This window comes from Phenylobacterium sp., assembly GCF_965284355.1.
GTDB lineage: Bacteria > Pseudomonadota > Alphaproteobacteria > Caulobacterales > Caulobacteraceae > Phenylobacterium.
The window spans coordinates 4,640,901-4,655,211 of sequence record NZ_OZ260078.1 but is presented as its reverse complement, the minus strand read 5'-3'; the positions used below and the strand labels follow the sequence as shown (position 1 = coordinate 4,655,211).

At 69.0% G+C, this 14,311-nt stretch carries 15 protein-coding genes; 13 read left to right on the top strand and 2 right to left on the bottom strand.

Annotation, left to right across the window (positions count from 1 at the left end; translation table 11 throughout):
* The first annotated feature begins 18 nt into the window (after positions 1-18).
* The 3 genes from ACQ66R_RS22915 to ACQ66R_RS22905 are packed head-to-tail and all read left to right on the top strand — an operon-like array spanning position 19 to position 1,255.
* The gene (locus ACQ66R_RS22915) at positions 19-534 is read left to right on the top strand and encodes a 6,7-dimethyl-8-ribityllumazine synthase (RefSeq protein WP_430425886.1); all 516 of its coding nucleotides are present in this window, start codon (positions 19-21) and stop codon (positions 532-534) included.
* On the top strand, positions 534-959 hold the full coding sequence (locus ACQ66R_RS22910; protein WP_421935317.1) for a PaaI family thioesterase: 426 nt from the start codon (positions 534-536) through the stop codon (positions 957-959). Before ACQ66R_RS22915 ends, ACQ66R_RS22910 begins: the two co-directional genes overlap by 1 nt.
* Entirely contained in the window at positions 956-1,255 is a 300-nt protein-coding gene (locus ACQ66R_RS22905) for a DUF1330 domain-containing protein (protein WP_430425883.1), read from the top strand. The genes ACQ66R_RS22910 and ACQ66R_RS22905 overlap by 4 nt, the downstream gene beginning before the upstream one ends.
* Here the strand turns inward: ACQ66R_RS22905 and ACQ66R_RS22900 are convergent.
* Positions 1,227-2,837: an ABC-F family ATP-binding cassette domain-containing protein gene (locus ACQ66R_RS22900; protein WP_430425881.1), complete on the bottom strand. Its 1,611-nt coding sequence runs from the start codon at positions 2,835-2,837 to the stop codon at positions 1,227-1,229. The genes ACQ66R_RS22905 and ACQ66R_RS22900 overlap by 29 nt on opposite strands.
* Before the next feature lie 181 nt (positions 2,838-3,018).
* On the opposite strand from ACQ66R_RS22900, the gene ACQ66R_RS22895 reads away from it, so the two are divergent.
* The 10 genes from ACQ66R_RS22895 (at position 3,019) to ACQ66R_RS22850 (ending at position 13,270) form a co-directional block, all read left to right on the top strand.
* The gene (locus ACQ66R_RS22895) at positions 3,019-4,230 is read left to right on the top strand and encodes an alpha-hydroxy acid oxidase (protein ID WP_430425879.1); all 1,212 of its coding nucleotides are present in this window, start codon (positions 3,019-3,021) and stop codon (positions 4,228-4,230) included.
* A gap of 66 nt (positions 4,231-4,296) precedes the next feature.
* Positions 4,297-4,983, top strand: a complete 687-nt coding sequence (locus ACQ66R_RS22890; protein WP_430425877.1) for a 2OG-Fe(II) oxygenase — start codon at positions 4,297-4,299, stop codon at positions 4,981-4,983.
* An 80-nt stretch (positions 4,984-5,063) separates the two neighbouring features.
* Positions 5,064-5,531, top strand: coding sequence for a DUF1203 domain-containing protein (locus ACQ66R_RS22885; protein WP_430425875.1), 468 nt, complete (start codon positions 5,064-5,066; stop codon positions 5,529-5,531).
* Between the two features lie 33 nt (positions 5,532-5,564).
* A complete protein-coding gene (locus ACQ66R_RS22880) occupies positions 5,565-6,032 on the top strand; it encodes a DUF1203 domain-containing protein (protein ID WP_430425874.1) in 468 nt (155 codons plus the stop codon).
* Between the two features lie 78 nt (positions 6,033-6,110).
* Entirely contained in the window at positions 6,111-6,440 is a 330-nt protein-coding gene (locus ACQ66R_RS22875) for a hypothetical protein (RefSeq protein ID WP_430425872.1), read from the top strand.
* 12 nt (positions 6,441-6,452) lie between these two features.
* Complete coding sequence (locus tag ACQ66R_RS22870; protein WP_430425870.1) at positions 6,453-7,043, top strand: DUF4893 domain-containing protein; 591 nt, start codon at positions 6,453-6,455, stop codon at positions 7,041-7,043.
* A gap of 56 nt (positions 7,044-7,099) precedes the next feature.
* Positions 7,100-9,076 carry an OPT family oligopeptide transporter gene (locus tag ACQ66R_RS22865; RefSeq protein WP_430425868.1) on the top strand — a complete coding sequence of 659 codons (1,977 nt, stop codon included), beginning with the start codon at positions 7,100-7,102 and terminating at the stop codon, positions 9,074-9,076.
* A 175-nt stretch (positions 9,077-9,251) separates the two neighbouring features.
* The gene (uvrA, locus tag ACQ66R_RS22860; protein WP_430425866.1) at positions 9,252-12,152 is read left to right on the top strand and encodes an excinuclease ABC subunit UvrA; all 2,901 of its coding nucleotides are present in this window, start codon (positions 9,252-9,254) and stop codon (positions 12,150-12,152) included.
* Positions 12,153-12,210: 58 nt separating this feature from the next.
* The gene (locus tag ACQ66R_RS22855; protein ID WP_430425864.1) at positions 12,211-12,597 is read left to right on the top strand and encodes a DUF3597 domain-containing protein; all 387 of its coding nucleotides are present in this window, start codon (positions 12,211-12,213) and stop codon (positions 12,595-12,597) included.
* A 61-nt stretch (positions 12,598-12,658) separates the two neighbouring features.
* Positions 12,659-13,270, top strand: coding sequence for a glutathione S-transferase family protein (locus tag ACQ66R_RS22850; RefSeq protein ID WP_430425862.1), 612 nt, complete (start codon positions 12,659-12,661; stop codon positions 13,268-13,270).
* Here the strand turns inward: ACQ66R_RS22850 and ACQ66R_RS22845 are convergent.
* Complete coding sequence (locus tag ACQ66R_RS22845) at positions 13,267-14,196, bottom strand: hypothetical protein (RefSeq protein ID WP_430425860.1); 930 nt, start codon at positions 14,194-14,196, stop codon at positions 13,267-13,269. The two genes, ACQ66R_RS22850 and ACQ66R_RS22845, sit on opposite strands and share 4 nt — an antisense overlap.
* Between the last annotated feature and the right edge of the window lie 115 nt (positions 14,197-14,311).

Genomic DNA, 14,311 nt, shown 5'->3' with positions numbered 1-14,311 from the left:
TCCCAAGGGAGACGAACCATGACCCAACTGAAGACCTCCGAACTGAAGACCCTGGAATTCCCCACCGCCAACGGCGCCTACCGCGCCGGCCGCATCGCGTTCGTTCACGCGCTCTGGCACGCCGACATCGTCCGCGAGGCCCACACGGGCTTCGTCGACGAGATGGCGAGCCTGGGAATCCCGCCCGAGGCGATCGAGAAGTTCGAGACTCCCGGATCCTTCGAGATCCCGCTGCATGCCCAGACGCTGGCCCGCACGGGTCGCTACGCCGCGATCGTGGCGGCGGGCTTCGTGGTGGACGGCGGCATCTATCGCCACGACTTCGTCGCTCAGACGGTGATCCAGGCGCTGATGCAGGTGCAGTTGGCGACCGAAACGCCGGTGTTCTCAGTGGTGCTGACCCCGCATCACTTCCATGAGCACGAGACGCACCAGGGCTTCTTCCACGCCCACTTCCGCCAGAAGGGCGCCGAGGCCGCGCGCGCCTGCCACGGCACGCTGACCAGCCTGGCGCAGTTGGCGGGGGCGGTGTGATGGAGGCCCTCCTCGACGTCCCGGCGGGCTTCGAGCGTCACGATCGCAAGAGCCCCGTCACCGATCCCTGGGAGCCGCTGTGGAGGCGGGTGTCGGGCGACACGGTGGTCCTGGGCCTGCGGGTCGGCACGCCACACTGCAACGGTCGCGGCTTCGTCCACGGCGGGCTGATCTCGGCGCTGGCCGACAACGCCATGGGCCTGTCGTGCGTGCGCAAGCTGGGCGAGGTCTCCAGCCTGGTGACCGTGAACCTGACCGTCGACTTCCTGGCGTCGGCCCACACGGGCCAATGGCTGGAGTTCGACACGGTGTTCGTGAAGCCGGGCGGCACGCTATGCTTCACCCAGGCCTTCGTCACCGCCGACGGCCAGCCGTGCGCCCGGGCCAATGCGGTGTTCCGCGTCGTCAGGAAGGCTGCCGCATGACCCACTACATCGTCGCCCGCATCGCGATTCACGACCGCGAGCGCTACGGCCAGTACGAGGCCGGCTTCATGCCGATCTTCGGCAAGTACGGCGGCCAGATCCTGGCCGTGAACGATGCGCCCGAGGTGCTGGAGGGCCCGCCCGACACGCGCCGGCTGGTCATCCTGGCCTTCCCGGACCGCGACGCCGCCCTCGCCTGGGCCGGGTCCGCGGAATACCGGGAGATCGCCAAGCACCGGCTGGCCGCGTCCGAAGGCGAGATCGTGATCACGCCGGGGTTCCCTTCCCTCCCTTGATGGGAAGGGAAATCTCTCGCTCGATCCCGATCGCGGCCAGGAAGTCCCGGTCGTGGCTGACCACGAGCAAGGCGCCGTCGTAGCCCGCCAGGGCGGCTTCGACGGCGCCGATGCTGTCGAGGTCCAGGTGGTTGCTCGGCTCGTCCAGGATCAGGAGCTGGGGCGGCTCGTCGCCCAGCAGGACCGCCGCCAGGGCCGCGCGCAGCCGCTCGCCGCCCGATAGCGCCGCCACCGGCTTCTCCGCGGCGGTGTTGCGGAACAGGAAGCGCGCGAGTGCGGCGCGGGCCGCGTTCTCGCTGGCGCGTGGATTGAGCCGGCGAAACGCCGCGACCAGAGTGGCGTCGTCGCCCAGCAGCGCAGTCTGCTGGTCAAGGAACGCCGCCTTCGCCCCGCGGGTGATCCTGCCCGTGGTCGGCGTGAGGTCTCCGGCGATCAGTCGGATCAGCGTGGTCTTGCCCGACCCGTTGGGGCCGGACACCGCCACGCGCTCCGGACCCACGATCTTCAGCGAAACGCCCTTCAGCACGGGCAGGCCGCCCGGCCAGCCGAAGGCCACATCGTCGACTTCGGCGACCATCTTGCCGGCCGCCAGTCCTGACGGCGGCAGGTCGAAGGCCAGGCGGCGCACACGCTCAACCTTTGCATCAGCATCGGCCAAGGCCTCGGACGCCTCGGCGCGCAAGCGGTCGGCGACGTGGAGAGCCCGGGCGCCCGACGTCTCGGCCCGCTGCTGGCGGGCGTCGAGCAGGATCTTGGGCGCATCGTTCTTGCTCCGGGCGCGCTTGCCGGCGGCGTCCTTGCGCTGCTTGCGCTCGGCGGCGACCTGGACCTCGCGGGCGACGCGGGCCACCTGTTTCTCGGCGTCGGCCAGCTCGCGGGCGGCGGCCGCCTCGGCCTCGGCCTTGCGCCGGACGTAGAGGTCGTAGTCGCCGCCGAACACCTGGGCCCCCAGACTGGAGAGTTCGACGATGCGGTCCATCTGCCGGAGCAGGGTCCGATCGTGGCTGACCACGATCGCCCCGCCCCGCCAGCGGCCCAGCACCTCGGCCACCAGGTCGCGGGCGGCGGCGTCGAGGTTGTTGGTCGGCTCATCCAGGATCAGCAGGTCGGGCTCGGCGGCGAGCAGCCCGGCCAGCGAGGCCCGCGTCACCTGACCGCCGCTGAGCGAGGCCGCAGGACGTTCGAGGTCGAGACCGGCGAGATCGACATCGGCCAGCGCCTGCTCAAGTCGGGTCTCGAGCGTCCAGTCGGCCTCGGCGACGTCGTCCTCGGTCCCCTCCCCCGCGTCCAGCCTGCGCAGGCGAGAAAGCGCGGTGTCCACGCCCATCAGCGCCGCCACGGTGGCGCCAGCGGGCGGGATCAGCGCCTGGCGTAGCACGCCCAGGCGCCCGCGCACGCTGAACGCGCCCGCGGTCGGCGGCAGTTCGCCGAGCAACAGCCGCAACAGCGTGGACTTGCCCACGCCGTTGCGCCCCACGAGGCCGGTGCGTTCGGCCCCAAAGGAGAGGGTCAGGTCTTCGAAGAGGCAGCGGCCGTCAGGCGTGGAGTAGCTGAGGCCGTCGAGCGTGATCAGAGCGGGCATGGCGGAGGGTCATCGCGACGTGGACGGATCGGGTGGTCGGATTGTCCAGCGCGCGCCGCATCGGCCTGCTCCTCGGTTCAGGGCGTGAAATCTAGGCAAGCACCCTGCGGCGCGCAATCGCGGGACGCTGGCGCCGACGCGGCGAACGTGTTCGGATCGCCGCCGGGGTTGGGGGAGTCAGATGATGTCTGGTCACGGCGGCGCGCTCGCGCGCAGGCGCTTTCTGCAGTTCGTGGGCGCCAGCCCCCTTTGGGCCGCACCCGCGCTGGCCGACGGCGCGACCGCCCCGCCGATCACCAGCGCCGCCCAGGCGCTCAATGTGTTCGAGCTGCAGGAGGTGGCCGCCAGGAACATCCCGCCGGCCCACTATGGCTACCTGATGACCGGCGTCCACGACGACAAGACCGTCGCCGCCAACGCCGCCGGCTATTCCCGCTGGGGCCTGCGGGCGCGACGGCTGGTCGATGTCAGCCGGATCGACATCGGGGTGACGCTGTTCGGGCAGAGGTTCGCCTCGCCGGTGGCGCTGTGCCCCCTGTCGGCGCAGCGCGCCTTCCACCCCGACGGCGAACTCGCGTCCGCCCGGGCGGCCAAGGCGCGCGGCGCATTGCAGATGCTGTCGACGGTCTCGTCCACCAGCATCGAGGAGGTCACCAGGGCCCGCGGCGCGCCCGTCTGGTTCCAGGTCTATCCCACAAGCGACATCGACGTCGCCAAGGCGCTGGTCCGACGCGCCGATGCGGCAGGCGCCGGCGCCATCGTACTGACCCTCGACCTGCTGGGCGGCGGGATGCGGCGCGAGACCATGCAGCGCCTCGCGCGTCTGGACGACCGCCCATGCGAGGCCTGCCACGGCACGCCCGCCGAGCGCGCCACCCAGAACCTGCGGCGACCCAACTACCAGGGCATCGACACAAGCCGGGTCCGCACCTTCTCTGCGCCGGCCTTCACCTGGGACTATGTCTCGACCCTGCGGGCAGTCACGAAGTCGCCGCTGCTCGTGAAGGGGATCATGACCGGCGAGGATGCGAAGCTGGCGCTGCGCCGCGGCGCCGACGGCATCATCGTCTCCAACCACGGCGGCCGCTCGGAAGACAGTCTCATCGCGACGGTCGAGGCGCTGCCCGAGGTGGTCGCCGCGGTCGGCGGCAAGGCCCCGATCATCGTCGACGGCGGCATCCGGCGGGGGACCGACGTGTTCAAAGCCATGGCCCTGGGCGCCGACGCCGTCGCGATCGGGCGGCCCTACATCTGGGGCCTGGGCGCGTTCGGCGAGGACGGCGTCGCCGCCGCGATGCGCCTGATCGACGACGAGCTGCTCGAGGCCATGCGCCAGTGCGGCGTCACGCGCCTGGCCGACCTGGGGAAGGCCAACATCCAGCGGCTGATCTAGCGGCTTACGGACCTGGCGTCCGCATGGCGGGTTGAACGCGCCGTACGCCGGCGCGATGTCCCGGCCATGACCGACATCGACTGGACCGCCGTCGCGGCCGACCTGGACGCTCACGGCTGCGCTCGCATCGCCGGCCTTCTGGACCCCGCCGCCTGCGAGGCGATCACGGCGCGCTACGACGGCGACGGCTATCGCTCAACGGTGGTGATGGCGCGGCACGGGTTCGGGCGCGGCGAGTACCGATACTACGCCTATCCCCTGCCCGAGCCGGTCCAGGCCCTGCGCACCGCGCTGTGGCCGCCGTTGGCCCAGATCGCGAACCGCTGGAACACCACGCTGAGCGAAGCCGCCCGCTATCCCGCCGAACACGCCGAGTATCTGGCGCGCTGCCACGCCGCCGGTCAGGTGCGGCCGACGCCGTTGGTGCTGCGCTATGGGCCGGGCGACTACAACTGCCTGCACCAGGACCTCTATGGCGAGCATGTCTTTCCGCTGCAGGCGGCGATCCTGCTGAGCGAGCCCGGCCGCGACTTCGAAGGCGGCGAGTTCGTGCTGACGGAGCAGCGACCGCGCATGCAGTCGCGCGTCGAGGTCGTGCCGCTGCGCCAGGGCGACGCCGTCATCTTTCCGGTGCACCACCGCCCGGTCCGCGGGGGCAAGGGCATCTATCGCGTGAATATGCGCCACGGCGTCAGCCGCCTGCGCGCGGGCCGACGTCACACCCTGGGGATCATCTTCCACGACGCGCTGTAGCGGCTTTCGGACATGTGTTGGCATCGCCACATTGGCCCGGGCGGCGCCGCGAACGATCTTCCGGGCAAAGGAGATCACCTATGACATTCATCGTTTCCGCCCTGCCCGCCGCCCCTTTCCAGCCGCTGTTCGGATTGCCCGACGACGTCCTGGCGGCGCAGAGAATCCAGCGCCGCACGATCGACGGCCCGGGCTCGCCCTGCCGCCTCACGCTGGAAGACGCTCAGCCCGGCGAGACCGTCCTGCTGATGAACTATGAGCACCAGCCGGCCGACACGCCGTTCCGGTCGCGCCACGCGATCTTCGTCCGCGAGGGCGCGTCCGAGCGCCGCTTCGCGCCCGGCGAGATCCCGCCTGCCTTCTCGGCGCGAGAGTTCCTATCGCTGCGGGCGTTCGACACGGCCGGCATGATGGTCGACGCCGACATCGTGGCGACCACCGTACTGACCGAGGCCATAGACCGCCTGTTGGCCAATCCGGACGCCGCCTACCTGCACGCCCACTACGCCGGCGCCGGCTGCTACGCCGCGCGCATCGACCGCGCCTGAACATCCAAACGCGTCGCCTGAAGGAGACCGCACATGACCTACGCCGTGACTGGACTGCCGCTCGACGACTTCCGCCCCCTGTTCGCCCTCTCCGATGAGGCCCTGGCCGCCCGCGGCGTTATCCGCAGGACCGCCGACTACAGCCCCAGCTATCCCTGCCGCATCACACTGCAGGACGCCCAACCCGGCGAAAGCGTCCTGCTGCTCAACCACGAGAGCCACAGCGCCCCGACGCCCTACCGCTCGGCCTACGCGATCTTCGTGCGCGAGGCGGCGGACGCCACCCTGAAGGTCCAGGACGGCCTGCCGCCTGTGCTGAAGGGGCGCCCGATCGCGCTTCGGATCTTCAACGATCAGGGGATGCTGATCGGGGCCGACCTTTCCCGCGACGAGCCTCTGGACGCCGCGATCCGCAACGCGTTCGAGAGTCCTGCGACAGCCTACATCCACGCCCACAACGCGGCCCACGGCTGCTTTGTGGCGCGCATTGATCGAGCCTGAGCCCTGACGAAGCCGTGAGGAGGAAACCAAAGTGATCTGAGGGGGTTCAGGGGGGCGGTTCCATACTGGAGGCCCATCGTGCACCGCCCGCTCAAGTTCATCCTGGCCGTGACCTGCCTCGCCGCAGCGCCGGCTTCCGCGCTTGCCCAGACCTGGCCCGCCAGCGTCGTGGCCGCCGCACCGACGATGGCGGCGACCACGGCACAGCCGCGCGCTCCGGCTCGCGCCGAGCGGACGCCCAAATCCCTGCGCCGGGTGAACCTGGCGCGGCCAAGCGCAAGCATGGTGCTACGCCTGTCCGCGGCCGAAGATATTCCAGAGGTCGATATCCGCCCCAAAGGCGAATGGTCGGACGACCAGGGCCTGCGGGTCAGCCCGACGCGGGTCGCCTTCAAACGGCGCTTCTGATCCCATAGGCAGATGAAGCTTTGCCTTGCACTCGCGATCTGCGCCCTGGCGACAGGCGCCGCCGCGGAGGAGATGACCTGCCAGCCCACTCAGGCCGACGTCCAGCGGTACGCGCGCCTGGACGAGGCCTGGAAGGCCGCCCGCCACGACGTCGTTGCCGCCGGTCACGGAGATGACCTTCGCAGACTGGGGCCCGTCGCCGACCCGCGCATAGACCTGAAGCGTCCTCAGCCGACACCCGGCCGCTACCAGTGCCGAACGATCAAGCTGGGCTCGGCGGGCGACGGCATGCTGCCCTACATCGCCTACGGCTGGTTCCGCTGCATGGTGACGCTGACGCCGGGCGGAGACCTGATCCTGAAGAAGACCACCGGATCCCAGCGTCCCGTCGGGCTGATCTGCCCGGACAGCCGGCGCGCGGCGAGATTCGTCGGCGTTCTTGAACTCGGAAACGAGGTCCGCACGCCGCGCTACGGGTCGGAGGCCGATCGCAACATGATCGGCGAGGTGCGCCGCGTGGGCGACGAGCGCTGGCGCGTCGCGTTTCCATGGCCAGCCTACGAGTCCAAACTGGATCTGTTGGAAATGCGCCGCGTGCGATGACTTGAGCCCATGCACTTCGCGGGGTCTAACCCGGAAGCCAGTTCGGGGGACAGCGCGTGACGACAGCGACGGGGGCCGAGGCCCGGCGGGTAGAGCTTACGGTCCGGGGCGTGATCCTGGGCATTCTGATCTGCCTCGTGTTCACAGCGGCGAACGTCTACCTGGGCCTTCGGGTCGGCCTCACGGTCGCCACGTCGATCCCGGCGGCGATCATCTCGATGGCGCTGCTGAGCGCCTTCAAGGACTCCACCATCTGGGAGAACAACATCGTCCAGACCGTCGCGTCGGCGGCGGGGGCGATGGCGTCGGTGATCTTCGTACTGCCGGGTCTGGTGATCGTGGGCGCGTGGACGGGCTTTCCCTTCTGGACGACGTTCGGCCTCTGCGCGATCGGGGGCGTGCTGGGCGTGATGTACACGGTGCCCCTGCGCCGCGCCCTGGTGACCAACTCGCCGCTCCCCTACCCCGAGGGCGTCGCCGCGGCCGAGGTGCTGAAGGTGGGCTCCGGCGTGCGCGGCGGCAGCGCCGAGCAGGCGGCGGACGGCAAGCGGGGTCTGACGGCCATCATCCTGGGCAGCGCCGCCTCGGCGATCTACGCCTTGCTCGTCGGCATGAGGGTGTTCGCGGGCGAGGTCGCGGGCTTCTTCCGGGTGGGCGCCGGCGCGACCGGGGTCGGCGCGTCGATGTCGCTGGCGCTGCTGGGCGCCGGCCACCTGATGGGGATCGCCGTCGGCATGGCGATGCTGGCCGGCCTGCTGATCGCCTGGGTCGTGGCGGTGCCGATCCTCAGCACGCTCTATCCCGACGCCGCGGCCTCAGCGGCCGATGCGGCCGGAGCGGTCTGGACCACCAAGGTGCGCTTCATCGGCGCGGGCGCCATCGCCATTTCCGCGATCTGGACCCTGGCCAAGCTGGCCGCGCCGGTGTGGAACGGTCTGGTCGGGGCGCTGGCCGCGCAGGCCCGCCGCGGCGCGCCGGGCGCGGGCGCCATGGCCCGGGCGGAACAGGACATCCCCATCGGCATGGTCGCCGTGGTCTCGGGCCTCTGCCTGATCCCCATGGGCGTGCTGATCTTCAACTTCCTCCAAGGCGGACCGCTGGCGGGCCTGGCGATCCCGCTGACCCTGGCGACCCTGGCCTACATCGCCATCGCCGGGTTCCTGGTCGCCGGGGTGTGCGGCTACATGGCTGGCCTGATCGGATCGTCCAACAGTCCCGTGTCGGGCCTGGCCATCCTGGCGGTGCTGGGCGCCTCGCTGATCGTGGCCACCATCGGGGCCAGCGCCATGCTGCGCGATCCGATGCCGCTGGTCGCCTTCGCCCTGCTGGTGACCGGCGTACTGCTGGCCGTGGCGGTTGCGGCCAACGACAACCTGCAGGACCTCAAGACCGGCCAGCTGGTCGACGCCACGCCCTGGCGGCAACAGGCGGTGCTGGTCATCGGCGTGATCGCCGGATCGGCGGTGATCCCGCCAGTGCTCGAGCTGCTGAACCGGTCGAACGGCTTCGCCGGATCGCCGATGGCCGGCATCTCGGACCAGCCCCTGCCGGCTCCGCAGGCGACCCTGATCTCCACCATCGCCAAGGGCGTCATCAGCCACGACCTGGACTGGGGCCTGATCGGCGTGGGCGTGCTGGTGGGCGTGGCGCTGATCGTCATCGACGAGCTGCTGCGGCGGACCCGGCGCTACAGCCTGCCGCCCCTCGGCGTGGGCATGGCCATTTACCTGCCGGCGACGCTCACCTTGCCCGTGGTCATCGGCGCGGTGGCCGGCTGGCTGTACGATCGCCGGCTCGCCGGCAGGCCCGATAGCGAGTCCGCCAAGCGCCTGGGGGTGCTGGTGGTCTCGGGCCTGATTGTGGGCGAGAGCCTGTTCAATGTGGCGCTGGCCGGCCTGATCGTCGTGACCAACTCCGGTTCGCCACTCGCCCTGGCTCCCGAAGGGTTCGGACCCGCGCCGGTGCTGGCGCTGGCAGGCTACGTCGGCGTGATGGCGTTCCTCTACGGCTGGGCGGGACAACGGCGGGCCTAAGGGATTCCCGGCCTGTTCTTCCTGCTGCCACCGTGGTGTCAGCAAGCCTCGCGTGCGCGATGCCGCAGGATCTATGTTCGCTTTGCGTTCCTGTGTTATGCGTGAGTCCCGTCACCTACATTAGGCGGTCTCGCGGATGGACCTTTCCGTGGGCTCTCCGTGTTTCCGGGACCTTATGGCTGACCAGCACAATCTGATCCGCGTTCGCGGCGCTCGCGAACACAATCTCAAGGACGTCAACGTCGACATCCCGCGCGGCGAGCTCGTCGTGATCACGGGGCTGTCGGGCTCGGGCAAGAGCTCCCTGGCGTTCGACACCATCTATGCCGAGGGTCAGCGCCGCTACGTCGAGAGCCTGAGCGCCTATGCGCGCCAGTTCCTGGAGCTGATGAGCAAGCCCGACGTGGACCTCATCGAGGGCCTCTCGCCAGCGATCTCCATCGAGCAGAAGACCACCAGCCGCAATCCGCGCTCGACGGTCGGCACAGTCACCGAGATCCACGACTACATGCGCCTGCTCTGGGCGCGAGTGGGCGTGCCCTATTCGCCGGCCACCGGCCTCCCGATCGAGAGCCAGACCATCTCGATGATGGTCGACAAGCTGGTCGCCCTGCCGGACGGCACGCGGCTCAACCTGCTGGCGCCCGTCGTGCGCGGCCGCAAGGGCGAGTACCGCAAGGAGTTCGCCGAGTGGCAGAAGGCGGGCTTCCAGCGGGTCAAGGTCAACGGCGAGCTGATGCTGATCGAGGACGCCCCCGTCCTCGACAAGAAGTTCAAGCACGACATCGACATCGTCGTGGACCGCATCGTCACCAAGCCGGGCCAGGAGCAGCGCTACGCCGACAGCCTCGCCACCGCGCTGAAGCTGGCCGAGGGCATCGCCGTGGCCGAATGGGCCGACCTCGCCGAGGGCGAGACGACGCCGAAGCAGCTGCTGTTCTCCGAGAAGTTCGCCTGTCCGGTCTCAGGCTTCACGATCAGCGAGATCGAGCCCCGGCTGTTCTCGTTCAACAACCCTTACGGCGCCTGCCCAGTGTGCGACGGCCTGGGAGCCAAGCTGGCCTTCGACGCCGACATGGTCGTACCCGACAAGGACAAGAGCCTGCACAAGGGCGCCATCGCGCCCTGGGCGAAGGGCCCCTCGCCGCTCTACACCCAAACCCTGCAGGCGCTGAGCCGCCACTACGACTTCTCGATGGACGAGCCGTTCTGGAAGCTGCCCGAGCCGGCCAAGAACGTGATCCTCTATGGCTCGGGCGCGGAGAAGATCCGCTTCATCTACGACGACAACGCCCGCAAGTACGAGGTCAACAAGACCTTCGAGGGCGTGCTGCCGAACCTCGAGCGCCGCTGGCGGGAGACCGACAGTTCGTGGGTCCGCGAGGAACTGGGCCGCTACCAGTCCGAGACGCCGTGCCTGGCTTGCGAGGGCTATCGCCTGAAGCCGGAGAGCCTGGCGGTAAAGATCGCCGGCCAGCACATCGGCGAAGTCTCCCGGCTGGCGATCCGCAACGCCCAGCAGTGGTTCGAGGCGCTGGAAAGCCAGCTCACCCCCAAGCAAATGGAGATCGGCCGCCGGATCCTGAAGGAGATCAACGATCGTCTCCGGTTCTTGGTGAACGTCGGTCTGGACTACCTCAACCTCTCGCGCGCCTCGGGCACCCTGTCGGGCGGCGAGAGCCAGCGCATCCGCCTCGCCAGCCAGATCGGCTCGGGCCTGACCGGCGTGCTCTATGTCCTGGATGAGCCCTCCATCGGCCTGCATCAGCGCGACAACACCCGCCTGCTGGAGTCGCTGCGCGGCCTGCGCGACCTGGGCAATTCGGTGCTGGTGGTCGAGCATGACGAGGAGGCGATCATGACCGCCGACCACGTCATCGACATGGGTCCGGCCGCGGGCGTCCACGGCGGCCACGTCATCGCCGAGGGCAAGCCGGCCGACATCATGGCCAACCCCGACAGCATCACGGGCCAGTACCTGGTGGGCACGCGCGAGATCGCGGTGCCCGAGGATCGTCGCCCGATCTCGAAGAAGAAGGTGATCCGTGTCGTCGGCGCGAGCGGCAACAACCTGAAGAACGTCACCGCCGAGATTCCGGTGGGCACGTTCACCTGCATCACCGGCGTCAGCGGCGGCGGCAAGTCCACCTTCACGATCGAGACACTCTACAAGGCCGCCGCTCGGCGGCTGCACAACGCCTCGGACGCGCCGGCCGCCCACGAGCGGATCGAGGGGCTGGAGCACTTCGATAAGGTCATCGACATCGACCAGTCGCCGATCGGCCGCACGCCCCGGTCCAACCCGGCCACCTACACCGGCGCCTTCCAGCCTATCCGCGACTGGTTTGCCGGCCTGCCCGAGGCGAAGGCGCGCGGCTACGGGCCGGGCCGGTTCTCGTTCAACGTGAAGGGCGGCCGCTGCGAGGCCTGCCAGGGCGATGGCCTGATCAAGATCGAGATGCACTTCCTGCCGGACGTCTACGTCACCTGCGATGTCTGTCACGGCAAGCGTTACAACCGCGAGACGCTGGAGGTCCTGTTCAAGGGCAAGAGCATCTCGGACGTCCTGGACATGACGGTCGAGGAGGCGGCCGAGTTCTTCAAGGCGGTGCCGGTGCTTCGCGAGAAAATGCTGACCTTGAAGCGCGTGGGCCTGGGCTACGTGAAGGTGGGCCAATCCTCCACCACCCTCTCGGGCGGCGAGGCGCAGCGCGTCAAGCTGTCCAAGGAGCTGTCGCGGCGGGCCACGGGCAAGACCCTCTACATCCTGGACGAGCCCACCACCGGCCTGCATTTCGAGGATACGAAGAAGCTCCTGGAAGTGCTCCATGAGCTGGCGGACCAGGGCAATACGGTAGTGGTCATCGAGCACAACCTCGACGTGGTGAAGACCGCCGACTGGATCGTCGACTTCGGCCCCGAGGGCGGGGACGGCGGCGGCGAGATCGTGGCCCAGGGCAGTCCCGAAGATGTGGCGGCCAACCCGAAGAGCTGGACCGGCCGTTACCTCCACGACCTGTTGGAGCGGCACCGCCAGCGTAAGGGCGAGCGGAAGAAGAAGCTGGTCGGGGCGTAACCGCGCAACCTAGCCCCCACGTCGGAGTTGTCCCGTCTCCCAAACAGGAGGCACACCGATGGGCATCTTCAGCTCGATCATGGACAAGATCTTCCACCGCAAGCCGAAGGTCGCTGCGGCCGCCGCCGCTCCGGCCAGCACGCCGGCCACGACCCAGGCCGCGCCGGCTGCGGCCCCCGCCCCCGCGCCCGTCGACGTCGAGGCTATCCTGACCGAGATCGCCGCCGAAAAGGGTGGCGGCGGCAACTGGCGCACGTCGATCGTCGACCTGCTGAAGATGCTGGACCTCGACTCCAGCCTGGAGGCCCGCAAGGAGCTGGCGGCCGACCTTGGCGTCAACGCCGGCGCCCATGGCAGCGCCGAGCAGAACATCGCGCTCTCGAAGGCGGTCTGGGCCGCGCTGGCCAAGAACGGGGGCAAGGTTCCGGCGTCCCTCCGCGACTAGCGTTGGCTTTGAACGGCCGTTCGAAATAGCCTCCCCTTCCAGTTCGAAGGGGAGGCCTAAAATGAAGCTCTACGGCGCGCCGATGCCGGCGCCAAATCCGCGACGCGTGCGGATTTTCCTGGCCGAGAAGGGCATCGACCTGCCCGAAACGCCGGTCGACATGATGAAGCGCGAGCATAAGAGCGACGAGCACAAGGCGCGCAACTCGCTGGGTCAGGTGCCGACGCTGGAGCTGGACGACGGGACCTGCATCTCGGAGACCGTCGCCATCTGCCGCTACTTCGATGAGGTCCAGCCCGATCCGCCCCTGTTCGGCCGGACGCCGGTTGAGAAGGCCAACGTCGACATGTGGATCCGCCGGGTCGAGTTCCAGGTGATGAGCCCGGTCGGCATGTACTGGCGCCACGCCCACCCCTTCACGGCGCGGCTGCTGACCCAGTTCAAGGACTTCGGCGAGTCCAACAAGGCGCTCTACGTGGGCGCCCAGACGTGGCTGGATCGCGAACTGGCCGAAAAGCCGTTCGTGGCCGGCGAGACCTACACCATGGCCGACATCTGCCTGCTCTCGACGGTCGACTTCGCCACCTGGATCGGCCTGCCGATGGAGGCCGAGTTCGCCAACCTCAAGGCCTGGCACGACCGGGTCACGGCGCGCCCCAGCGCGAGCGCCTAGATGGCGGCGGCGGGGGCGTCGTTCTGGAGGCCCTCGCCCCCCGTCAGGCCCCGATAGGCCCACGCGCCCGGCGCGGCGATGACGGCGTAGTAGATGGCCGTGAACACACTGCCGACCATCATGTAGGCGATCATGAACGGGTTCAGATAGCTGGAGAGCTTGGTCTCGTCCGGCTGGAAGATCCCCGACAGGTCGGCGAGCGTGCCGCCCGTCGCGAGGACCGCTAGTCCGGCCAGCATGCTGAACAGCATGATCGCCAACAGCGAGACCACCACGACGCAGCAGATCGCAAGGACGTACGCGCCCAGCAGCCGCCAGAACTGCCCCTTCGTGAGCGCCCACGAATCGAGGATCGCGAGCCTGCCGCGGTCGAAGGTGATCACCGGCGCCAGCGACATCCGGATCGCGACATAGAAGAACATGCCGATGGCGAAGAGTTCGGCGGCCGAGAATACGAACGCCATCACCGCCTGACCCAGGAACGAGGCGATGAAGACCACGATGCCGATGCAGAGCTGCGCAACCGCCAGCAGCATCACGCCCAGGACGACGTAGATCAGGGTCAGCGCCATCAGCCGCAGCTCATCCTTGCCGAGGCGCAGGTAGCTGAACTTCTCGTCCGCCGGCTTCAGGATGATCCGATACACGGCCGCTGCCATCACGCACTGGACCGCCAGCCCGAACGCCAGGATGGGCGAAAGCACCAGCAGCGCCGAAGTCAGGGCATCCATATCCGGCGCCTGGCTTGGATCGGTCTGTAGCGACGCCATGGCGTCACGGGCTTCCTTGGGCATGTTGACCGAGATCAGGATGCTGGCGACGTTCACGAGGAAGCAGAACACTGTCCACGCCAACAGGGCCTTCGGCCGTTCGCGGGTGATTCGAAACCCTTCGAGCGCGGCGTCCGTCGCCGAAAACCCAGTCATCCTCGTCCCTTCGCCCCCGCATGCCGGGGGACCCTTATTGCCGCGCGCCGCCTTGACCGTGCAAGCGCTCGCAAGGCCTCGCTCGCGATCCCGGCGGATCGTTGCTAGGACGTCA